The 19,089-nt window shown below is 66.2% G+C and carries 19 protein-coding genes and 2 pseudogenes; 6 read left to right on the top strand and 15 right to left on the bottom strand.

The genetic code is table 11. From position 1 onward, the window contains the following. Nucleotides 1-174 precede the first annotated feature (174 nt). Nucleotides 175-551: pseudogene (locus AC1RDS_RS10710) on the top strand (hypothetical protein); the annotation flags it as partial. Between the two features lie 71 nt (nucleotides 552-622). Here the strand turns inward: AC1RDS_RS10710 and AC1RDS_RS10705 are convergent. The 6 genes from AC1RDS_RS10705 to AC1RDS_RS10680 form a co-directional block, all read right to left on the bottom strand. After that, nucleotides 623-1,927: an FIST signal transduction protein gene (locus AC1RDS_RS10705; protein WP_092698105.1), complete on the bottom strand. Its 1,305-nt coding sequence runs from the start codon at nucleotides 1,925-1,927 to the stop codon at nucleotides 623-625. 53 nt (nucleotides 1,928-1,980) lie between these two features. Further along, complete coding sequence (locus AC1RDS_RS10700; protein WP_492226985.1) at nucleotides 1,981-2,763, bottom strand: PhaM family polyhydroxyalkanoate granule multifunctional regulatory protein; 783 nt, start codon at nucleotides 2,761-2,763, stop codon at nucleotides 1,981-1,983. Between the two features lie 95 nt (nucleotides 2,764-2,858). Further along, nucleotides 2,859-3,362 (bottom strand): copper chaperone PCu(A)C, encoded by a 504-nt coding sequence (locus AC1RDS_RS10695; RefSeq protein WP_092698107.1) that lies wholly within the window; start codon nucleotides 3,360-3,362, stop codon nucleotides 2,859-2,861. A 44-nt stretch (nucleotides 3,363-3,406) separates the two neighbouring features. Next, nucleotides 3,407-3,955: a YcnI family copper-binding membrane protein gene (locus AC1RDS_RS10690; protein ID WP_348683512.1), complete on the bottom strand. Its 549-nt coding sequence runs from the start codon at nucleotides 3,953-3,955 to the stop codon at nucleotides 3,407-3,409. A gap of 23 nt (nucleotides 3,956-3,978) precedes the next feature. Continuing rightward, entirely contained in the window at nucleotides 3,979-6,297 is a 2,319-nt protein-coding gene (locus AC1RDS_RS10685; RefSeq protein ID WP_492226984.1) for a TonB-dependent receptor, read from the bottom strand. 79 nt (nucleotides 6,298-6,376) lie between these two features. Next, nucleotides 6,377-6,745, bottom strand: a complete 369-nt coding sequence (locus tag AC1RDS_RS10680) for a DUF2946 family protein (protein WP_287877242.1) — start codon at nucleotides 6,743-6,745, stop codon at nucleotides 6,377-6,379. Between the two features lie 122 nt (nucleotides 6,746-6,867). Between AC1RDS_RS10680 and AC1RDS_RS10675 the strand changes: the two genes are divergently transcribed. The 3 genes from AC1RDS_RS10675 to AC1RDS_RS10665 all read left to right on the top strand — a co-directional run bounded on the left by AC1RDS_RS10675 (nucleotide 6,868) and on the right by AC1RDS_RS10665 (nucleotide 8,588). After that, entirely contained in the window at nucleotides 6,868-7,515 is a 648-nt protein-coding gene (locus tag AC1RDS_RS10675; protein ID WP_492226983.1) for a glutathione S-transferase, read from the top strand. Between the two features lie 69 nt (nucleotides 7,516-7,584). Then, a complete protein-coding gene (locus AC1RDS_RS10670) occupies nucleotides 7,585-7,998 on the top strand; it encodes a VOC family protein (protein WP_026435308.1) in 414 nt (137 codons plus the stop codon). Next, nucleotides 7,995-8,588 (top strand): MarC family protein, encoded by a 594-nt coding sequence (locus AC1RDS_RS10665; protein ID WP_026435309.1) that lies wholly within the window; start codon nucleotides 7,995-7,997, stop codon nucleotides 8,586-8,588. Before AC1RDS_RS10670 ends, AC1RDS_RS10665 begins: the two co-directional genes overlap by 4 nt. A gap of 84 nt (nucleotides 8,589-8,672) precedes the next feature. On the opposite strand, the gene AC1RDS_RS10660 is transcribed toward AC1RDS_RS10665, so the two are convergent. After that, on the bottom strand, nucleotides 8,673-9,209 hold the full coding sequence (locus AC1RDS_RS10660) for an Rrf2 family transcriptional regulator (RefSeq protein WP_492226982.1): 537 nt from the start codon (nucleotides 9,207-9,209) through the stop codon (nucleotides 8,673-8,675). A gap of 150 nt (nucleotides 9,210-9,359) precedes the next feature. Between AC1RDS_RS10660 and nhaR the strand changes: the two genes are divergently transcribed. Continuing rightward, on the top strand, nucleotides 9,360-10,256 hold the full coding sequence (gene nhaR / locus AC1RDS_RS10655; protein ID WP_026435311.1) for a transcriptional activator NhaR: 897 nt from the start codon (nucleotides 9,360-9,362) through the stop codon (nucleotides 10,254-10,256). 102 nt (nucleotides 10,257-10,358) lie between these two features. Here nhaR and AC1RDS_RS10650 read toward each other — a convergent pair whose 3' ends face one another. Genes AC1RDS_RS10650 through AC1RDS_RS10635 form a run of 4 tightly spaced genes read right to left on the bottom strand, consistent with a single transcriptional unit; the run spans nucleotide 10,359 to nucleotide 14,816 of the window. Continuing rightward, complete coding sequence (locus AC1RDS_RS10650; RefSeq protein ID WP_092698112.1) at nucleotides 10,359-10,964, bottom strand: DUF2894 domain-containing protein; 606 nt, start codon at nucleotides 10,962-10,964, stop codon at nucleotides 10,359-10,361. Next, nucleotides 10,961-11,614, bottom strand: a complete 654-nt coding sequence (locus tag AC1RDS_RS10645) for an OmpA family protein (protein WP_092698113.1) — start codon at nucleotides 11,612-11,614, stop codon at nucleotides 10,961-10,963. Before AC1RDS_RS10645 ends, AC1RDS_RS10650 begins: the two co-directional genes overlap by 4 nt. Then, nucleotides 11,611-14,040, bottom strand: coding sequence for a DUF802 domain-containing protein (locus AC1RDS_RS10640; protein ID WP_492226981.1), 2,430 nt, complete (start codon nucleotides 14,038-14,040; stop codon nucleotides 11,611-11,613). The genes AC1RDS_RS10645 and AC1RDS_RS10640 overlap by 4 nt, the downstream gene beginning before the upstream one ends. Then, nucleotides 14,037-14,816 carry a DUF3348 family protein gene (locus AC1RDS_RS10635; protein WP_244273664.1) on the bottom strand — a complete coding sequence of 260 codons (780 nt, stop codon included), beginning with the start codon at nucleotides 14,814-14,816 and terminating at the stop codon, nucleotides 14,037-14,039. Before AC1RDS_RS10635 ends, AC1RDS_RS10640 begins: the two co-directional genes overlap by 4 nt. 585 nt (nucleotides 14,817-15,401) lie before the next feature. Here AC1RDS_RS10635 and AC1RDS_RS10630 point away from each other — a divergent pair. After that, a pseudogene (locus AC1RDS_RS10630) lies at nucleotides 15,402-15,599 on the top strand (transposase); the annotation flags it as partial. 298 nt (nucleotides 15,600-15,897) lie between these two features. Here AC1RDS_RS10630 and AC1RDS_RS10625 read toward each other — a convergent pair. From AC1RDS_RS10625 to AC1RDS_RS10610, 4 genes are read right to left on the bottom strand one after another with little or no spacing between them, the layout of a single operon-like run. Beyond that, nucleotides 15,898-16,359 carry a cytochrome b/b6 domain-containing protein gene (locus AC1RDS_RS10625; protein WP_139285346.1) on the bottom strand — a complete coding sequence of 154 codons (462 nt, stop codon included), beginning with the start codon at nucleotides 16,357-16,359 and terminating at the stop codon, nucleotides 15,898-15,900. Between the two features lie 37 nt (nucleotides 16,360-16,396). Further along, the gene (locus AC1RDS_RS10620; RefSeq protein WP_492226980.1) at nucleotides 16,397-17,131 is read right to left on the bottom strand and encodes an FAD:protein FMN transferase; all 735 of its coding nucleotides are present in this window, start codon (nucleotides 17,129-17,131) and stop codon (nucleotides 16,397-16,399) included. Further along, on the bottom strand, nucleotides 17,128-17,682 hold the full coding sequence (locus AC1RDS_RS10615; RefSeq protein ID WP_244273665.1) for an FMN-binding protein: 555 nt from the start codon (nucleotides 17,680-17,682) through the stop codon (nucleotides 17,128-17,130). The genes AC1RDS_RS10620 and AC1RDS_RS10615 overlap by 4 nt, the downstream gene beginning before the upstream one ends. After that, nucleotides 17,682-19,049, bottom strand: a complete 1,368-nt coding sequence (locus AC1RDS_RS10610; RefSeq protein ID WP_139285347.1) for a porin — start codon at nucleotides 19,047-19,049, stop codon at nucleotides 17,682-17,684. Before AC1RDS_RS10610 ends, AC1RDS_RS10615 begins: the two co-directional genes overlap by 1 nt. Between the last annotated feature and the right edge of the window lie 40 nt (nucleotides 19,050-19,089).

Raw genomic sequence — 19,089 nt, 5'->3', positions numbered from 1 at the left:
CATGGACGTTAATGAATGCCCCCCTGCTCTCTCGACAGTGAAAACCCTTGAACCCCCGGGCTTTTTCTGACAAATCACTGACCACCCGCATGGCAGACGCCTGCGCCCCCATCGTGCGATTTGCCCGCGCGCTGGCCGAGGGCATGGTCAGCGCAGACGGCCGTTGCCGTGCCGTTGGTGCGCAATGTGTTCCGGCGGGACGGCCGCCAGATTGACTCGTTGATGGTGCCGCGTGGCAACGTGGTGTGCGTGGATGTCGATGCATCGTTTGAAGACAACCTGAATGCATCGAAGCGTCTGACCACGCACGCTTCCCGGTGGTGCGGGGCGGCATGGACAACATGCCTGGGCGTGATCAACGCGTGCCAGCGGCTATCGTGCACGCTGCGGGACAAGGCCCACGGCGGCCTGCCGGAGCAGCAGCTGCAAACACCCCCCTCATGCCAGAAACCATCACAGGCATGGAGCTGCTGGACAACCTCCACCTGTCGGATGTGCCCATGGTGTTTGCCATCGACGAATACAGCGAAGTGCAGGACATCGTCACGCTCCCGGTCACACGCTTGCCTCCCGAGGAAAAGGACAAGGCCGAGGACCGCCCGGCGGCCTGATCGCAACGGCCCTATTCGCTGCCCACAAACACCGTCAGCACACCGGTGTAGCCATACAGGTGGTGGTGCGCAATCTCGCCGCCGGCAAAAAAACCTGTCAACGGCACATCGCCCAGCGCATGCCGCACGATCTGCAATTCGGCGCTGGGCCCGCCAAAGTGCGGCCCACCCCGGCCCGAGCAGCTCACGTAGATGGCACCCCGGATGGACCGGGCCGCAGGGCTGGCCGCCGCCGGTGCCGCGCTGCCAGGCGCCTGGCGCAAACCCTCCTGCGCTTCGCCGGCCAGCGGTGCCGGCTCCGTCTCTTCCGGCGAAAGCTCCTCGCGGATTTCCGCGCAGATGCGCATCAGGTCGGCACGGGCCGCGGCCACGTTGCGCTGGCAAAACGCCAGGTGCATGCCGGGCTCCACCTGATCGGCCAGGGCCACGCCCCGGCGCGCACCATCGAGGCCCACGATGTGGCGCACCCGGGTGTCCGTGCCAAAGTGGCCGGTGTGCTGCGCCCCCTGCGGCTGTTCGCCGGCATCGACCAGCCCCGCCAGGGTTGCCCGCACCTTGCGCAGCGCCGCCTGCGGATCGCCGTCCAGCGACACATCGAGCGTGGACAGCAGCACATCCAGCGCGGGCTCCGCATCGAGCTGCAGCACCACGTTCTCGTGCGCAGCGGTGACGGTGTGCAAGCGCCCCACCGGCTGGCATCCCTGCGTGACCCGCGACAGCAGCGCCACGCCGGACCCGAAGGCCACGCCCGAGAGGCCGCCATCGAATACCCCGCCCGCCGCCCCGTGGCCGGCGATGTTGCCATTGCCGGCCACGGCGAACTGCACACTGGCACCACGGCTGGCGCTGAGCCCGCCAAACAGGTAGCCGGTGGTGGTGCGCGCGGCCATTTCGCCCAGCAGCTCCGCCAGCTCGGCCGTATGGCCATCGGCATGCACCAGCGCGGTATGGGCCTCGAAGCCGCTGGCTGGATTGCGCGGCAGCGGGGCCACGCCCGAGAACACGCGGTACTGGTCGGCCGGGATGTCGAGCAACATCACCGACAGCGCAGGCTCGTCGAAATACTCGGCATTGTTGGCCGCGACCCCCACGCCCACGGTGCCGCTCCAGTCGGTCACTTCGGGCAGCTCCCCACTCAGGTAGTCAAACAGTGCCTGCGCCTCGCTGGCATAGTGGTCGGTGATGTAGAGCAGGCCCAGCGTGGGGGCGTGCGCGTAGTCGGGCAGGGCCATCTGGGCGCGCAACTGCGCCAGCACCAGGGCGGCGGCCATGCGCCACTGGGGATGGGTGGCATGGCCGGTGGGAAATAGTTTCATGGTGTGACCTCACGGGCGGCGGCGGGCGCTGCCTGCAGCACCGCCAGAGCAGCCTATCCGCCCGCCGGCTTGCGCGGTGCGCGGCGGGCCGTGGTTTTCTTGGTGGCGGACTTGGCCGCAGATGGGGCAGGCGCCTTCTTGGCGGCGGGCTTCTTGGCAGCGGTCGGCCTGGCCGCACCGGCGGCAGTGCGCTGGCCGGCCTGCAGGGTCTGCAGCCCCTTGGCGGCAAACTGGCTGGCCATGTCGGTAGCGGTCTTGAGGGCTTCGGTGGCCATGCTGGTGGTGGGGTCCAGCGCCGCCGGCTTGCCGGCGTCTTTCAGGGCGCTGGCAGCGATCTGCTGGAACTGGCTGGTCAGCGCGCCCCACCATTGCATGGGGTCCACCAGGGCCGGCTCGGGTGCCTTGGTGGCCTGCGCATTTTCGGCCGCAGCAGGCTGGACGGGTTCAGCGGGCTGTGGCGCAGCCGCTGCGGGCGCGGGTGCCGGCGCGGGGGCGCTGGTCCGGCTGGCAACGGTATCGGCGGCCTTGGGCTTGAAGGCATTGGCCACCTCGGCCATGCTGACATTCATGCCCTGAAGCGTGGCCAGGGTCATCTTCTGCACTTCCAGCGCCTGGACGGTGGCCGTCAGGGCACGCGAGTTCTGCTCCAGCCAGAACTGCACGGCCTTGAGTTCGGCGATGCGCTTTTCCAGCTCTTCGACACTGAGCGTGGGCGCCACCCAGTTCGACAGGTTGGGCAGTTGGGGAATGCCGCTGGAGGCGCCTTTGGCCAGGCTTTGCAGAAAGTCAAAGCCGGGGACGAATTTGCCGAAACCAAAGTGGGATGTGTCGCTCATGGCCGCTCCGCAAGAGGTGGGTCTGTGGCACGGCCCGGGGCGCCGTGGTGGCACAGCTTACTCCAATGCCTTGGGCAGCGGGAAGCCCCCGGTGCTCAGTGTTTTTGCCCGTGCGCCGTGCCGTGGCCCATTGCGGCAGCCGTTGCACCAGGCGCCTGCGTGGCCACCGGCAACTGCAGCGGCAGCTGGGTTTCAACGCCCTTGGCATCCTGGAACACCAGCGTCACGGGCACGGTGGAACCCTTGGCCAAGGGTGCCTTCAGGTCCAGCAGCATGACGTGGTAGCCACCAGGCTGGAGCTCCACGGTCTTGCCCGCGGGCAGGTCGAGCGCGGGCACGGCGCGCATCTTCATGATGTCGCCTTCCATCTTCATCTCGTGCACCTCGGCCACGCCGGCGACCGGCGTTTCGATGCGCACCAGGCGAGCGCCGTCCTTGGCGGTCAGGCGCATGAAGGCGCCCGTGGCCTTCTGGCCTTGCACGCTGGCGCGTGCCCAGGCGCCGTCCACCACCACGGGCGCGGTGGCCTGGGCATGGACCTGCCCGGCAAGCAGGGCCAGGACGATGAAAGCGGAGCGGGTGATGTGTTGCAGTGTCATGGAGCTCTCCTGGGGTTGAAAAAGAAAAGGGAAAGGGAAAACGGTCAATGCGCGTGACCGCCTGCAGCCGGCATCAGCTCCAGCGCGGGGGCGGGAAATTTCAGATCGCCAGGCTTGTGGCCTGCGGCAGGCACCTCGGCCCAGTCGGTGCGGCCCTGTTCGCAGACCTGTGCCACGGGCCAGTAAAGGGTGCCCGCCTGCGCGGGCATGCGCGCCTGCAGCACGAACTCGTCGTAGTAGGCGTTGGGCAGCGCATCGGCCGGGGTGTTCGCCGTCCAGCGGATGCGGCGCACTTCCTCCGCAATGGTCTTGCCGTGGTCGGTGCGCGGCGGGGTGAGCTTTTCGCGCTCGATGGCGATGGTCCAGCCGGCCTTGGGCATGGGCTTGGCGCCTTCCACGCCGGGCGGCAGGGTCACGACGATCTCGCGCGTGGGCGACTCACCGCAGCCGTGGCCCACGCGGAACGTGGCCTTGTAGCCGCTGCCGGCGTTGGCCACCTGGTATTCCAGCGTGATATGGGCATTTGCAACATTAAAAAGACCTGTGGCGCTTACCAATAAAGCGCAAGTAGCTATTCTTTTGAGAGTTCTCATGGTAATGATGGCGTATGCAGAGGTCAGAGGGCCCACTTCAGCTCGGCCATGTAGCTGCGCTGCGGGTAGGGATGGAAGTTCCAGAACTGGTAGTTGTTGAGGTTGTCGATACCCACGGCGGCGCTCACCTGCTTGGTGATCTGGTAGCGCACGCGCAAGTCGGTGGTGAAGTAGCGGCTGGCGCCCTGGTAGGCAAAGCCGTTGGGGTCGCTGTTGTCGAGCGTGCTGTACTGCTTGCCGCTGTAGCGCGCGCCCAGGGTGTAGGACCACTTGTCGTCCGGCCGATAGGTCGCCACGGCGCTGGCGCGCCACTCAGGGATGCGCGGCTGCCATTGGCCCACGCTGGCGGGGAACTTGTCGTTGCGTGTGATTGTGGAATGGGTCCAGGTCAGGCTGCTGCCCAGCTCCAGCCCGCGCACCAGCACGTTGGCCGCCTGGTACGAGAGTTCCAGCCCCTGGGTACGGATGGCGTCCACGTTCTGGATGTTGGTGAGGTTGGGCGTGACCAGCACATTGGTCTGCGAATACAGCGCGTCCCTGGTGCGCTCGAAGAAGGTCGTGAGGCGCAGCAGCCCATTGCCCATGTCGCGCTCGGCCGTCAGCTCGGTGGTCCAGCTCTTTGCGGGTTTCAGGTGGGGGTCATTGTTGATTAACGTGCCGCTGCCGCTGATGCCGCCCTGGTATAGCTCGGCCACGGTGGGCATGCGCACGGCGCGGCCTGTGGACGCCTTGAGCACCCACAGGTCGCTGGCCTGCCAGGCCACCGCGGCCTTGGGCGAGAGGGAGGTTTCGTTGCGCTCGGGGTGGCTCAGCGTGGTGGTGGCGTTGCCGGTCTGGCCGTTGCGGGCGCTCCAGCGTTCGGCGCGGGCGCCCAGCACGGCCTTCCACTTTGGCGCGATCTTCCAGGTGTCTTGCGCCCACAGGCCCAGCAATTGCGTGTCGCCGTTGAAGGCCTGGCTGCGTGCGCCCGCTTCACCGCTGGTCCAGTGGCTGGTGGCGTTCTCCACCGTCCGCAGCTGGTAGCTGTCGCGCTGCAGCCCAAAGTCCACGATGTGTGCGCCCTGCATGCCGCCAGGCCGCCAGGTGCCCTTGGTGGCCAGCGTGTTCCAGCCCGTGCCCCTGCTGTTGACGATGCGGCCCGCGCCGCCGTTCAGTGCGGCAGGCAGCGCGACGGTGGCGGCGCGCAGGGTGTCGGTCTGGTAGTCGTAGAGGCTGGCGGCCACCTCCCAGTCGAACACGTCCTGGGTGTGGCTCTTGACGACAAGCCCGTGCATGAAATGCGTGAGGTCTTCGTTGGAGACGTTGAAGTCGGTGGGCGCAAGCGTGTACGAGCGGCCGTTGATGTTGACCGTGCCGCTGTAGACCGCATTGCCATTGGCGTCGCGCAGGTAGCTGCTGGGCCGCCCTTCGGATGCGTTGTGCCACCAGCCGAAGGTGTAAGCGGCCCGCACGGTGGGCGAGACGTCGTAGGCAATCTTGGCCTTGATATGGTCTTGCTGCGTGTGGTACTGCGTAGCCGTGCCCAGCAGGTACCACGGCTGGTTGCTGCGGTTGTTGCCCAGCACCGCGCCAGTGACAGGCGTGCCCGCGCTGCCCACGGTGCCTGCGGACACGAGCCGCGTGGGGAAGGTGAGCGGCTGGCCTTCGCTGTCGGTCTTATTGAAGTTGAGGAACCAGGACCAGTCGCCATTCTTGTTGCCGACGGATGCGCTCACCTGCTTGCCCCCGTAGGTGCCGCTGGTGTTGTAGAGGTCAAACGGCTGGTGCTGGGTGCTGACCTGCCCGTGCGCCTCGAACTGTGTCGGCATGCGCGTGACGTAGTCCACCACCGCGCCCACCGAGTTGCCCGCATAGGCGGCGGAGAAGGGACCGTAGAGCACGTCCACGCGCTCGATCTCCTCGGGCGTGACCAGCATCCAGCGTGGCGCGTTGGTGGGGCCGTTGCCCAGGTAGTTGCTCAGCAAGATGCCGTCGGCAAACACCATGGACCGCGCCGGGTTGCCCGTGCCCGAGGCGCGCGTGGAAAGCACGGCGTGGTTGTAGTCGCCGATGTAGCGCTTGCGCACCAGCAGGCTGGGCAGGTACTTGAGGGCGTCCTCGCTGTCGGTGGCGTTGATCGAATGCGCGATCTGCTCGCGCGTCACGCCCTCGATGGTGGTGGGGATCTGCGTGGGCAGCGAGGTGGGCTGGCCGCCACTGATGGTGACCACGCCCAGCTCCTTGACCGGCCCATTGGCATGATCGGCAGTCTGGGCGAATGCGGGCACGGCCCCGGTGAACGAGAAGGTAAGGACGAGGGGAAAGGCACTGGACACGGCCAGCGCCATGCGGCTCTTGCGCATGGAAACTCCTGAAAATCAAGCCAAATAGGCTGCAAGCGCATGTGTTTCATGCGCAAGCAGCTATCACATCAAGGCAATCTCAGGAGAACGATGGGGGCCCGCGCGGCGGCAGCGGCGCGGCAGTGCGCGCAGCGATGTGCGCGGCAGGAATGGAGCGCAGGGCATGCGCCAGAGGGTGCACCACCGGCAGCGGGGCCTGCGACGCGGGAGGCGGAGCGCCCACATGCGCGCACAGCGGGCAGTCCAGCGTGTGGCCGGACAACTCCTTGGCGCCGTCGTCGGTCTTGACCAGCACCTTGATCGCGCCCGAGCCCGAGCAGATCAGCTCCATGGCCTGCGGGTTGACCAGGGGCGACGCCGCCGCCACGCCGATGGACATGACAAACCACGCCAGCACCATGCGGGCGAACCAGCGAGCGCGGCGAAGGGTTTGCAGGGGGGCGGTCATGAAGGCGCTGATTGTAGGTGGGCAAGCCGCCAAGTCCTTGACCGGGGTCATCTGGGCGACGGGCTTTGCCCTGCCCGCCTTCTACGATGTGTTTTTTTACCCATCCCCAAGGAGACATCCCCATGCTGACACTCTGCGGCTTTTCAGCCAGCAACTACTACAACAAGGTCAAGCTCGCCCTGCTGGAAAAAGGCCTGCCCTTTACCGAAGAACAGGCCTGGGTGGGTGAAACCGACCGCAGCGCCACGCCCCTGGGCAAGGTGCCTTACCTGCGCACGCCCCAGGGAACCCTGTGCGAATCTGCAGTGATGGCCGATTACATCGAGGCCGCCCATCCCCAACCGGCCTTGCTGCCCGCCGATCCGTTTGCCGCCGCCAAGGTGCGCGAGCTGATCACTTTTCTGGAACTGCACCTGGAGCTGGTGGCGCGCAACCTGTATCCCCAGGCCTTCTTTGGTGGCACGGTGAGTGAATCGACCCGCGAGAAGGTGGGCGCCCAGCTGGAAAAGAACATTGCCGCCTTCGGCCGGCTGGCGAAGTTCAGCCCCTGCATGGCGGGCGACAGCTTCACCCTGGCCGACTGCGCCGCCATCGTGCACCTGCCGCTCATCAGCTCGGCCACCAAGATCATCTACGGCCGCGACTACCTGGCCGACCTGCCCGTGCGCGAATACCTGGCCCGCATGGCCGAACGCCCCCATGTGCAGCGCGTGAACGCCGACCGCAAGGCCAGCACCACCGAGATGCTTGCGCGCCCACCCAAGCGCTGAGCCGGCCGGCTGCCGAGACGCCATTGGCAGTGCGGCGTGAAGGGAGTCCACGCTGCTATCCTTTATGGGATGCGCAGCCTCTTTCACCTCGCCTTTCACGTCACCGACCTTGATGCAGCCCGCCGTTTCTATGGCGGTGTGCTGGGTTGCCAGGAAGGCCGAAGCACCGATACCTGGGTGGACTTCGACTTCTTTGGCCACCAGATCTCGCTGCACCTGGGCCCCCCCTTTGCCAGCGCCCGCACCGGCCATGTGGGTGACCATCTGGTGCCCATGCCGCACTTCGGCGCCATTCTGGAATTGCCCGACTGGCATGCGCTGGCCGCACGCCTGAAGGCCGCGCAAACGGACTTTGTGCTCGCGCCGCAGGTGCGCTTTGCCGGCCAGCCCGGCGAGCAGTGGACGATGTTCTTTCATGATCCCAGCGGCAACCCGATAGAGATCAAGGGCTTTCGCTCGCTGGACTCGGTGTACGCATCGTGAGCTACACCTTTGCTTCGGCCACCATCTTGCTGCTGCTGATCACCGATCCGCTGGGCAACATCCCCATCTTTGCCAACGCCCTGCGCGGCGTGGCGCCCGAGCGCCGGGCCCGGGTGATCCTGCGCGAGGTGCTGATCGCCTTCGCACTGCTGCTGGTGTTTTTGTTCTTCGGCGCGCAGTTTCTGCGGGTGATGAACCTGAGCGACCTGTCGCTGCAGATCGCCGGTGCGGTCGTGTTGTTTCTGATCGCACTGCGCATGATCTTTCCGCCAGATTCCGGGCCTCAGACAGAACTGCCCGGCGAGCCGCTGATCGTGCCGCTGGCTATTCCCGCACTTGCGGGCCCCTCGGCCATGGCCACCGTCATGCTGCTGGTGGCCCAGGCGCCCGAACGGCGGATGGAGTGGGTGGCCGCCCTGTGCGTGACCATGGCCGTGTGCGCCGTTGTGCTGCTGATGGCCGAACGCATCCAGCGCCTGGTGGGCGAGCGCGTGGTGATGGCTTTTGAGTGCCTGATGGGGTTGATCCTGGTGGCCATCTCGGTGGAGATGCTGATCCGCGGCATCCAGCAGCCCGCGCCACAGTTGTAGGCAGCGCTGCCCGGCGGGGGCGGCAGGACACCGGCACGCCCCGAGTCAGCGGCATGAACATGGCGACCGGGTCGCCGCACCCACCTACTTGCCTGCCAGCGCAGTGGCAGCGCCCAGGGCAAAGACCGAATTGGGCACTCCGGCACGGGCCATCAGCGGCGCCGGACGGCGGGCAAGTTTGGCGCGCGCCACCACGGGCGATTCGACCTGCACGCCACGCGCCTGCTGCTCGGCCACCAAATCACGCAACGTGACGGACTGAAGGTATTCCAGCACCCGTGCGTTGAAGGCCGTCCAGAGCGTCCCGGTCATGCTCACCATCTGGGACGACGCCTGCGTCGCCGCCGTCTCCCCCCCTGGCTGGTGGTTCTCCACCGCCACCACGATGTCGGCCACCGACACCTGCTCGGGCTTGCGGGCCAGGGCATAGCCGCCTCCGGGCCCACGCGTGCTGTCAACCAGACCAGCCCGCTTGAGGGCGCTGAAAAGCTGTTCGAGATACGACAGCGAGATGCCCTGGCGCGCGCTGATCGTGGACAGCGCCACCGGGCCTGTGTTCTGGCGCATGGCCAGGTCGGTCATCGCTGACACGGCAAGCTGTCCTCTGGTGGTAATTCGCATCGTCACTCCTTGTGAACATTGATACCTCCGAGCCCCGGAAAACCCTTTTCCAGCTCGGCCCATCGGACCAATGTAGTGAATTCAACACTTCGCGTATATTCGTTTTATTGATAAAAACATTGCGTTTTTATCGAACCATTGCACATCCCGATGAACTTCAAGCATCTCAAGTATTTCTGGACGGTGGCCAAGGCCGGCGGCGTGGTGCGCGCCGGTGAGCAGTTGCACACCACGCCCCAGACGCTGTCAGGCCAGATCAAGCAACTGGAGCAATGGCTGGGCCATGACCTCTTTCGCAAGCGCGGCAGGGGGCTGGAGCTGACCAGCGAGGGGCGCATTGCGCTGGGGTACGCCGAACAGATCTTTGCCCTGGGGGACGCACTCGAAAAATCCGTGCGTCTCTCGCGCGGCCAGGCAAGACCGCTGGAATTTCGCGTGGGCATCGCCGATTCGGTCGCCAAGCCGGTGGCCTACCATCTGCTGGAACCGGCACTGGGCCTGGCGGATCGCGTGCACATGATCTGCCACGAGGGCAAGTTCCCGGAGCTGCTGGCGCAACTCACGCTGCACCGCCTGGATCTGGTGATTGCCGACGAACCGGTGTCCAGAAAAGTGGGGGTGAAGGCCTTCAACCATGCGCTCGGGACCAGCGCCATGAGTTTCTTCTGCGCCCCTTCACTCGCCCAGCAGCTCCAGGGCCCCTTTCCCCAATGCCTTCACGGCGCGCCCATGCTGATTCAGGGCCCCATGTCCTCCGTGCGCCAGCAACTCGATCACTGGTTCAACAAATACCAGCTGCAACCGCACATCGTGGGAGAGTTCGATGACAGCGCGCTCATGAATGCTTTTGGCCGGGAAGGTCGCGGCGTTTTCACCTCGCCCAGCGTACTGGAGGACGAAACCGTGGCGCAGTTTGGCGTGCAGGTGGTGGGCAAGACCTCCGAGCTGGTGGAGGAATTCTTCGCCATCTCCGTAGAACGCCGCATCACCCACCCCTGCGTTTCCGCCATCACACGGGCCGCCAGGGCAGAGCTCTTTGCCCAGTGAGGCGCTGCCCGGGTTGGCGCTATTGCACGGATCGGCTGTGCAGGCGATGCGTTGCCCAGAACGATGGGCATCGCAACACGTGAACCCCGTCCACCGGAAAGCTCATTGCCTGGGCTGGCTCTTGCGCCCCGGTTTGGCTGCCAAGCGTGAGGGTTTCGCACTTGCCTGCTCCAGCCACAACAGGGAATCAACGTGCGACAGAAAGCGCCGCAGGTAGTCCGGCGACAAGGATTGCATCAAGCAAAGTGCGCGCAGCATGAGCTTGTGCGAGTTGAGCGGACCGGCGTTGTCGGGTCCGTGCTCCAGCGCCTGCGCTACCCGTCGTTCCGCAGAAATCTTGGACCATACTTCGCTGAACTGGCGCACGCTCTGCATGTCCGAAACCCCTGCGCCGACACCCGTGCGCGCGATGCCGCCATCGTTCCGGACGCGGGCGTTCAGGTCGCGGTTCAGTTGCACCAGGCCAGAGCCCTCTGCGGGCATGGCGGGCTGCTCCATGCGCTGCCGCGCTCCTGGCGCCGAACGGACGCACGCGGCATAGTCGATCACCGCCGCACGCAGGCGGCCTTGCAGTACTTGCTGCACGGCTGCAGGCTGGTCTGGAATGCGTCGGGCCATCACCTCCAGGAAGTGAAAGCGTGCCGGGTCATGGCGATCGGCGCCGTGGGCCCGCAGGGACTGCAGCGTGGGCTCGCCCGGCTCACTCATCGGACAGGCTTTGCATTCGAGGCCTTGGGCACCGGCGCCATTTCCACGCGGCGATTTTGCGCGCGCCCCTTTTCGTCGGTGTTGTCCGCCACCGGCTGCTCGGCGCCAAAGGCCGCTGCAAATACCTGGGAGGAGGGCATGCCTTCGTCGATGAGTGCCCGCGCCACCGTCAGGGCGCGCTGGGCCGACAGCTCCAGGTTGTCGGCAAAGCGCTGGTGGGCACCTCGCAGCAGCGTGGTGTTGTCGGTGAAGCCACTCACCATGAGCATTTCGTCGCGTTCGCGCAGGTACACCTGCAGGGGCGGCACCAGGCTGGTGAGGAGCTGGCGGCCTTCTGGGCGCAGCTCGTCAGAGCCTGTGGCAAACAGCACGCTGCCGCTGATGCCGATGCGGCCGTTGTTCACGGTCACCCGGCCGCTGGCCAGGGGAATGGCGAGCGCCTTCTCCAGTGCCATGCGGCGCTGCTCCTCCATCTGGCGCTTCGCCACCTCCTGCTGGAGGCTGGCCACCAGATCGATCTGCACCACGAGCACGCCCACCAGGATCAGCACAAAAGCGCCCAGCAATCCCGCCATGAGATCGCCAAACACGGCCCACGCCGGGGCCGTCTGTTCGGCGGCATCGTCCAGGCTGTCGTCCAGGTCCGTCACGCGGCCACCCCTTGCGACGGGACCCTGCCGGCATTGCCATGCAGCCGGCGCAGGTCTTCCACGATGCCCTGCTGCGCGCTGATGCTCAGGTCGATCACCTCGCGGGCCTGGGCGACGTAATAGGCCAGCTGTTCATCACTGCGGCTCATCGACTGGCCGATCGCGCCTTCGATGCCCTGCAGGCTTTCCATGAGTTTCTCGTTGCTGGCGCTGAACAGGCCCACACCGTGGCTGAAGGACTCACCCAGGCTGGCCAGCTCCACGGCGCTGGCGGCCACATGCGCTGCCACTTCGTCCACCTTGCCGGCCTGCGCGCCGAGCGACTGGGCGAACTGCTGGCCCGCCTGCTCCAGCACCCGGGCGGCCGAGCCCACCAGCGCATCAATGGCGGCGCGCTGCTGCACGGCCGCTTCGTTCACCGACTGCAAAAGTGTGCCCACCTGCTCCATCATGGCAGCGCGTTCTTCCAGAGCGAGGTTGTCGCGCTCGCTCAGGCGCGTCATTTCCTGGCGCAGCTGGGTGATGACCTCGGCCGCAGCCTGCGGCACGTCCGAAGCGGTCTGCAGCAGGCGCGTGAGCGGGGCCTCCAGGGCCGACCCGAGTGTGGCCAGGTGCTGTGCCACGGCAGCCTGCAGGGTGTCGAGCCGCTCCACGGCCGCCTGGCCGCGCTGGGCCTCGGCATCGCGCAGGGCCACCAGCTCGGTGCGCCACACGCCGGTCAGTTCGTCCATGCGCTGGCCCTGGGCCTGCACCCACTGGGCCTCGGCCTCCATGCGGGTGCGCAGCAACACGTCCGACTGGTCCAACAACGTGGCCGCGCCACCCAGTGTGCGTGCCACCTGCTCGGCCATGCGTTCGGTGATCTGCGTGGCGGTTGTCTCCAGGGCCTGGCACACCCCCAGCTGCTGCGCCACCGTCTGTGCGCCCGCACGCTGCCATTCGGCGCTGAGCGTGCTGGCCATGGCTTGCATGGAACGGCTCCAGTTTTCCTGGCGCAGTTGGTCGGCCGTCACCTGGGCGGCGTGCGATTGCGCGACCGTGTCCTGCAGCGTTGTCAGCAAGCTGTCGGAACGCTGGTCAAACGCCTGGGCGGCCGTCTGCAGGCTGTGGTCGATCTGCTGGACCGCCCCTTCCAGGGCCTCGCCGACGCGCTGCTGCTGCTCCAGCATCTGCGTGCCTGTGCGTTGCCACTCGGCGCCGAGCCTGCTGGCCATGCCTTCCATGGAGCGATTCCAACTTTCCAGACGCTGCTGATCGGCCACGGCCTGGGCTGCGTGCGCTTGCGCGGTTGACGCCTGCAGAGAGTCCACCAGTGCGCTGGACCGCTGGTCAAACGCCTGCGTGACCGACTGCAGGGCACCGTCGAGCTGCGCCACCAGGGTGCCCTGGGTCTGTGTGTGGCTGTGCAGTGCCGAAGTCCATGTGTCGGCCACCTGGTGGGCCGTACCCTCCCATTGGGCCGAGAGCGCCTGCAGCTGTGCATCGGTGGTTGCGCGCAACCGTTCGTGCGAACGCTGGGCCTCCTGGGCCAGCGTGGCCATTGCCTGCTCGACCACGGGACGAATCGTCTCTCCCGCCTGACGGGCGCTGGCGCCCAGGCTCTCCTGCAAGGATGTCCCGACGGTGCTGGCCAGCTGGGTGTAGGCCGAGGCCGCTTCGCGGTGAAACCCCTGCTGCTGTGCCAGCAGCTGCTCGCCCAATTGGCCGTGACGGCGCTCCAGGCCTTCCATGACGCCCTGCAGGTGTTCGGCGATCAGCGGCAGTGCCTGGGCCTGCGCCTGCAGGGCCAGGAGCATTTCTTCACGCCGGTGGGCGGACGAGAAGGGCCTGAACAGGGTGGGGACATGGGCATCCAGCAGGCGCACCGCTTCCAGCCGCTCGCGGCGGCTCATGGCCGACAACAGGCCCAGCATGGCTGAAGCGGCCACACCGGCGACCGAGGTGCCGAACGACAGACCGAGGCCCTTGATGGGTGCCGCCAGCGCGGCGCGAATGGACTCCAGGTTGGACGAGGTTTCCAACGCTGCCACGGCGCCATTGAAGGTGACCACCATGCCCAGAAAAGTGCCGAGCATGCCCAGCATGACCAGCAGACCGACCAGGTAGGGCGTGAGGGCCGGTCCGGGCAGCGCCACCCGCTCGCCCTCGATGCGCTGGCGCACGGGGTTGCGCAGTGAGGGGGCGAGGCGACCCAGCCACCCGCTCAGGTCGGACAGCGGCTCTGCGGTACTGCCTGCCAGCGCCACCCGCAGAGACGCTGTCGCGGCGCGGAACTGCATCAGCTCATAGGCGCCCAGCACGTAAACCCCGCCAATCACGACCGTCATGGCCAATGCCAGCGGGCTGTAGCCCACAAAACCCCAGCCCACCCAACCCACGACCGCAAGGCCCACTGCGAAGATGGCTGCCATCACACTCTTGTTCATTCCTGTTGTCCTGTTACCTCGTTGCAGGCTGCCTCCAGCAGCCCCGTGATAGGCTGAAGGCGTACCTGCATCTCTGCGAGCAGCAAGTCCTGCAAGTCCTGCTCAAAAGCCCGCAGCCAACCATCCTCCGGGTGGCTGTCCACGGGCTCACCTGCCTGTCCGCTGCTTTGCAACCCCTGCTGGTGCCTGTGCCGTAGATTTGCCAGGCGCCGCTCCAGATGGCCTGGCAGCGATGCCCATAGCCGCTGCTCGCGGGCATCCAGCATCTGCTCCATCACGGCATCCAGCGCTGCCAGTTGCTGCAGCGCGAGCGAGCCCTCGCGCAAACACTCTCGCATCTGCCCACGCAGGATCGCGAATTTTGTTCCCATCTGTTTTTGCAGGCCGACATACCGCTGGATCTGCGCTGCGGGCTCTGTCAAGGGCTGCGCTTCGGCATGGCCGACAGGCACTTGGTCCACCCGGCCGCGAAGGGGCCTCACAGGAGAATGCGGCTTGGTGATGAGCCCAAAGACTTCAGCTTTCACAGCTTGAATGACGGCGTCCATTGCTGGCGCATCCACCGACCGTCTCCGCTGCACCATCCCTGGCGAAACAACCTCCATGGCATTCAGCGCCCTGCTGACCTTGATGGCATCCACGGCACTCAGCCAGCTGCTCAGCTGCTCCGCCAGATCCCGCGGTTGCTGCACCCGCACGAAGTCTTCCTGCGCCCATTCCTCCAGGAGTGCAATCAACCCTGAACGGCTGAGGCGGTCACGCAGATACATCCGCATGGAAACGATTCACTGTGTCAACTCCTGCTCGGAAAGCTCTTGGAAACCAGGGAGCCGCGCCCCAACCGCGGAAGCCCGTGTTTGCGCAAGATACCCTGCTCCAAACAGCGCCCAATCGGTGCGGCGACGCGCCGGCCCAGCGTTTTCCGCAGTGCACATCACCAAGCGCTGATACCAGCCATGCGATCCATGTACGCATGCGTTCAATGCACGCGCCTTCCGATTGAATATTTCGTCATGAGACAACGTAAGCACAAACAAAAACGCCCACTGGTTAGTGGGCGTTTACTGTCAGCGGAAACCGCTTGCTTATTGGTTGCGCGAGAACTTTGGGTTATGAGGCGAAAAACCAGACATGGTTTCAATCGACTCCAACCACCCAAACCAGACTTTATTCTGTCACTTCCACTCTTAAATGGTGCTTTTTGTCGCATGACATCCAATGCCTGCACACCAAATAAACCCGACCCAAAGGTCATTATACGCACGGCCGCCGTAAGCCAGCACACTGAGCATGCGACCATTGGGTAACATCACTGGCCTGCAACGAACCACGGCTTGCGACTCCTTCAAGGTGGATGCCTTGGCCTCGTGGACGAGGTAGCGCGCGGCAAGAACCGCAGCAAGTCCAAGATTCGAGCCCGTGTCGAGCATGTCTTTGGCGTGGTCAAGCGGCCGTGGGGCTTTGGCAAGGTGCGCTATGTGGGGCTGCAAAAGAACGCGACGCGAGCGTTTACTGCCCTGGCACTGGCCAACGTCTTCCTGGGCCGGCAAAGGCTGCTGGTACCCGCCTTGGAGGAATTTGATAAGGCAAAAATTGCACGCATGAAATCGAAGCGTTCTAGGAGGTATGCAAGCCGCTGTTCGTCGGATGTCTGGTCATGGCCAGAGCGGCCGCTGGGGCCGCTACCTGCAAATGACGCAGTTCAGCCTGAAGCGGCCCAAACCACCACCCCTCTGGTGGCAGTCGGGCCGAAGGCACAACTCCTTCGCCACCCACCGACCTGTGGCGTCCACCACATGCGAAAGCCAGGTTTGCATGGTGTTCTCACCGCAGGCGCCGTAGCGGCGGAAGATACCTTTAACGCCCACAAGCCGACTGATCATGGCGCCAGCCATGCAGCGGCAGCAACAAAGCCAGCACGAGGCCTAGCACCGCATGGGCCCAGCCCATCAATTCATGCAAGTTCTCAGGCACAAAGTAGTACAGCAGGTAGCCACTGAGCACGGCGGCTGTGCCCAGGGCGCAGAGCACGATGCCGGTGCGGCGCTGGCCCGCCCTGTGCTGGCGCAATCGCGGGCTGCGCGTTGTCATGCGCCAGCCCTGCGGCACATGGGCGGCGGCCAGCACGCCGGCCATGAACAGGCCAGCAAACGCGGCCGCGCCATGCAGGCGCATCCACCACGGCTCCAGCGGATGCGGCAGGTTGCCGGCCCCCGCGCCCCAGAGGTAGTGCCAGGCCAGCCAGAGCAAGCCACTGAGCGTCAGCGCGGCCACGGTGACGTACAGGGCGCGGTACTGCCAGCTTTTGAGGTGATTCATAGGGGTACCGGTCTTTCACTTTCAGCGTGAGGCCAGGTCAATGCAGCCATGCACGGGCACGATGCTCCTGTAGCAGCGGGTGCTGTGCATCGCCGCTGGCCGCTACGACCTTGGTCAATGCGTCGGCCCACAGACAGCTCGGCGCGGCCACGCTCACATGGGCATCCACCCCGCGACCGCCTGCGGCCCAAACCTGGCTGCGACAGTGGACGCCGAAGCGGCTCGTCGAGAATGCCGCATCGCCCAGTTGCATGAACGGGTGCACGCCACCGCTGTCTTCGTCACGCAACAGAACCGGGAGCAGCACGGCTCCGAAGGCCCGCAGGTCGCCCCCGGCATTGACCCAGCCCGTCGTGCAACCCAGGCGCTGCAGCGTCTGCACGGCACTGTCCACGGCGTAGCCTTTGGCGATGCCCCCCAGGTCGAATGCCGCTGCGGCAGCCTGCTTATGCAGGCTGCGCCCTTCGCAGCGCCAGCCGTCAGGCGCGCGACCCAGAGTGATGTCGAACAGGCCGCCGCTGGCCTGCTGCAGTGCCCAGGCGGACTGCAGCACCACTGCAGTCTCGGATTCAACCTCCATGCTTGCCCCCGAAGGCAGCGCCGCGAAGCGCGCGACGTCGCTATCCAGCTCGAAGCGCGACATGCAGGCCTGCACGCGCCGCACGGCTGCAAAAGCTGCCTGCAACGCATCCTCGGCGGCGGCTTCCTGCGGCACGCCGATCTCCACCAGCGTACCCAGCAAGGGCCGGGCGCGGCGCAACCAGACGCTCATGACAGCCTGCCGCTGCGGCGCAGCAGATCGAGCCAGACCACATTGCGCCGCACGCCCTCGGTCACATGGGTGCAGCTCAGCGTGGCGCCGCTGATGTTGGCAATGTCCTCGCCCACTTGCAGCGGCGACGCGGCCGTCTTGCCGACAAACTGCCTGCGCCAAGCCGGTAGCCGGATCTCGTGCCCATGGCTTTCGCGGTACGACAGCACCTCGACCTGGCGCACGCGCCCATCGGCCTCCACGCCCACGGCGTAGGTGATGCGCTCGAACTTGCCGATTACCTCGTCCACCACCACGAAGCCCAGCACGGCGCCGCCCTGGCGCGCCAGGCGCACCTGCAGCCGCGGCGCAGCAGGCTTGACGCCGGCTGCCGCAAGCTGCTGCGCCAGCGCCGCATCGACCGGCAGATCGCGCGGCTCGAAGGCGTCGGCTTGCGGGAACATGAGCTTTTGCGCCTGCTCGGCGGTCATGTAGTCCACGGCCAGCGCGCCCGCGGGTGCGAGCGCGATCAGCGCGGCCGAGGGGTACAGGGCCATGCGCATTGCGGGCATCAGAAGCTCCAGCCCAGACCCAGGTTCACGCGGTTGGCCTGGGTGTTAACGCGAAAGCGCTGGTAGTCCGCCTTGAGCACGACCGAGCGCGTGACCCAGAAGTTGGCACCCACGGTGGCAACCTGCTCGGTCCGTGCCACGTCGGGCGTCAGGCCCGGCCCGAGATCGGCAAAGGCACGCGCGGTGTTGAAGCGCTCCAGGCGCGCGAAGGGGCTGAACGTGTAGTCACCCTGCTGCCAGAGTTTGTAGGCGCCTTGCACATACCAGCCGTCGAAGGACTTGGGAATCAGCGTCGGGTTGCCGACCAGCGCCAGGTTCAGGCTGTCGGTGTTGGAAATGCTGCCGCGCGCATAGAGTGCCGACAGGTCCCAGCGCCCGGGTGTCCAGCGCGCGTGCACATCGGCCAACGTGACGCGCGCATTGGCGAAGCCCGCCTGGCCATGGGTGGCATTGCCGCTGAACAGCGATGCGCCCACGAGCAGGCCCGGCACGCCGCGCCAGTTGGCCGCGCCGAACCACGCAAGGTTGCGGGCCTTGGCCTTGGCGGCTTCCTGATGGGTGGAGCCCAGGGGCGACTCGGCGCCTTCGCCCGAGGCGGCATCCCACTTGGTCAGGTCGAAGCTGGTGCTGATGCCGCCTTGCAGCGTCAGGCCATTGTCGAAATTGGCGATGACCTGCGCACCCGCTTCACGCCAGGTGGTGGGAATGATGGCCGTCTCGACGAAATTGCGCTCCACGCCGTAGAAGGCCGTGGGTTCGTGTGTCTCGTTCAGCAACCCCACCGGCATGAGGAACAGGCCGCCGCGCGCGGCCAGCGTGGGTGTGAGCTGGTGCTCGATGTAGGCCTGCTCCATCGCCACCTCGCCCGGGTCGCTGGCTGACGTGACGGCATGCTCCACCTCGAGCTCGCCCACGATCTTGGTGCGGTCATTGATGCGGTGCTGCAGCCCGAGCACGAAGCGGCGCAGGTCGAGCTGCGTCTTGTCGGTGGACTTCGTGGGCCGGTTGTAATTGATCTCGCCATAGCCCGTGAGCACGGTGGCCGGCCCCTGGGGCGCCAGCGCCGCCACGGGAGTGGCGCCAGCCGCTGCCGCAGCGGCCGGTGCGCTGCCGGCAGGCCCATTCCAGCCCCCCGGCGCCACGGCGGTGGCTTGCGGCGGCTGCGCCTTCAGCTGCGCGAGCTGCGCCTTGACCTCGGCCAGCTCGGCCGCGAGCTGTTCGAGTTTTTGCGCCAGTTCTGCCTGCGAAGCAGCCTGGGAGGGTGTCTGTGATTGCTGCGCGAGGACCGGTGTGGCTGCCAGGGCCAGTGTCAGGCCCAGTGCGTGGACGGCGAGCGCGCTGCCGCTGCGTTTGAAAGTCGGTTTCATGGGAAGTCGGGTGAAGTGAGAGAAAGAAGGAAAAGGCCCA

The sequence above is a fragment of the Acidovorax sp. GW823-FHT02H02 genome, assembly GCF_058797075.1.
Note: the sequence above shows the minus strand (reverse complement) of the source record. Positions and strands in the feature narration are given on the sequence as shown.

What these genes read in the sequence shown, in the direction of transcription:
- AC1RDS_RS10610 (WP_139285347.1), bottom strand. Translation starts at nt 19,049, where the DNA reads ATGAAACCGACTTTCAAACGCAGCGGCAGCGCGCTCGCCGTCCACGCA.
- AC1RDS_RS10615 (WP_244273665.1), bottom strand. Translation starts at nt 17,682, where the DNA reads ATGCCCGCAATGCGCATGGCCCTGTACCCCTCGGCCGCGCTGATCGCG.
- AC1RDS_RS10700 (WP_492226985.1), bottom strand. Translation starts at nt 2,763, where the DNA reads ATGAGCGACACATCCCACTTTGGTTTCGGCAAATTCGTCCCCGGCTTT.
- AC1RDS_RS10680 (WP_287877242.1), bottom strand. Translation starts at nt 6,745, where the DNA reads ATGACCGCCCCCCTGCAAACCCTTCGCCGCGCTCGCTGGTTCGCCCGC.
- AC1RDS_RS10640 (WP_492226981.1), bottom strand. Translation starts at nt 14,040, where the DNA reads ATGAACAAGAGTGTGATGGCAGCCATCTTCGCAGTGGGCCTTGCGGTC.
- AC1RDS_RS10620 (WP_492226980.1), bottom strand. Translation starts at nt 17,131, where the DNA reads ATGAGCGTCTGGTTGCGCCGCGCCCGGCCCTTGCTGGGTACGCTGGTG.
- AC1RDS_RS10695 (WP_092698107.1), bottom strand. Translation starts at nt 3,362, where the DNA reads ATGACACTGCAACACATCACCCGCTCCGCTTTCATCGTCCTGGCCCTG.
- nhaR (WP_026435311.1), top strand. Translation starts at nt 9,360, where the DNA reads ATGAACTTCAAGCATCTCAAGTATTTCTGGACGGTGGCCAAGGCCGGC.
- AC1RDS_RS10625 (WP_139285346.1), bottom strand. Translation starts at nt 16,359, where the DNA reads ATGAATCACCTCAAAAGCTGGCAGTACCGCGCCCTGTACGTCACCGTG.
- AC1RDS_RS10650 (WP_092698112.1), bottom strand. Translation starts at nt 10,964, where the DNA reads ATGAGTGAGCCGGGCGAGCCCACGCTGCAGTCCCTGCGGGCCCACGGC.
- AC1RDS_RS10685 (WP_492226984.1), bottom strand. Translation starts at nt 6,297, where the DNA reads ATGCGCAAGAGCCGCATGGCGCTGGCCGTGTCCAGTGCCTTTCCCCTC.
- AC1RDS_RS10635 (WP_244273664.1), bottom strand. Translation starts at nt 14,816, where the DNA reads ATGCGGATGTATCTGCGTGACCGCCTCAGCCGTTCAGGGTTGATTGCA.
- AC1RDS_RS10675 (WP_492226983.1), top strand. Translation starts at nt 6,868, where the DNA reads ATGCTGACACTCTGCGGCTTTTCAGCCAGCAACTACTACAACAAGGTC.
- AC1RDS_RS10705 (WP_092698105.1), bottom strand. Translation starts at nt 1,927, where the DNA reads ATGAAACTATTTCCCACCGGCCATGCCACCCATCCCCAGTGGCGCATG.
- AC1RDS_RS10690 (WP_348683512.1), bottom strand. Translation starts at nt 3,955, where the DNA reads ATGAGAACTCTCAAAAGAATAGCTACTTGCGCTTTATTGGTAAGCGCC.
- AC1RDS_RS10660 (WP_492226982.1), bottom strand. Translation starts at nt 9,209, where the DNA reads ATGCGAATTACCACCAGAGGACAGCTTGCCGTGTCAGCGATGACCGAC.
- AC1RDS_RS10670 (WP_026435308.1), top strand. Translation starts at nt 7,585, where the DNA reads ATGCGCAGCCTCTTTCACCTCGCCTTTCACGTCACCGACCTTGATGCA.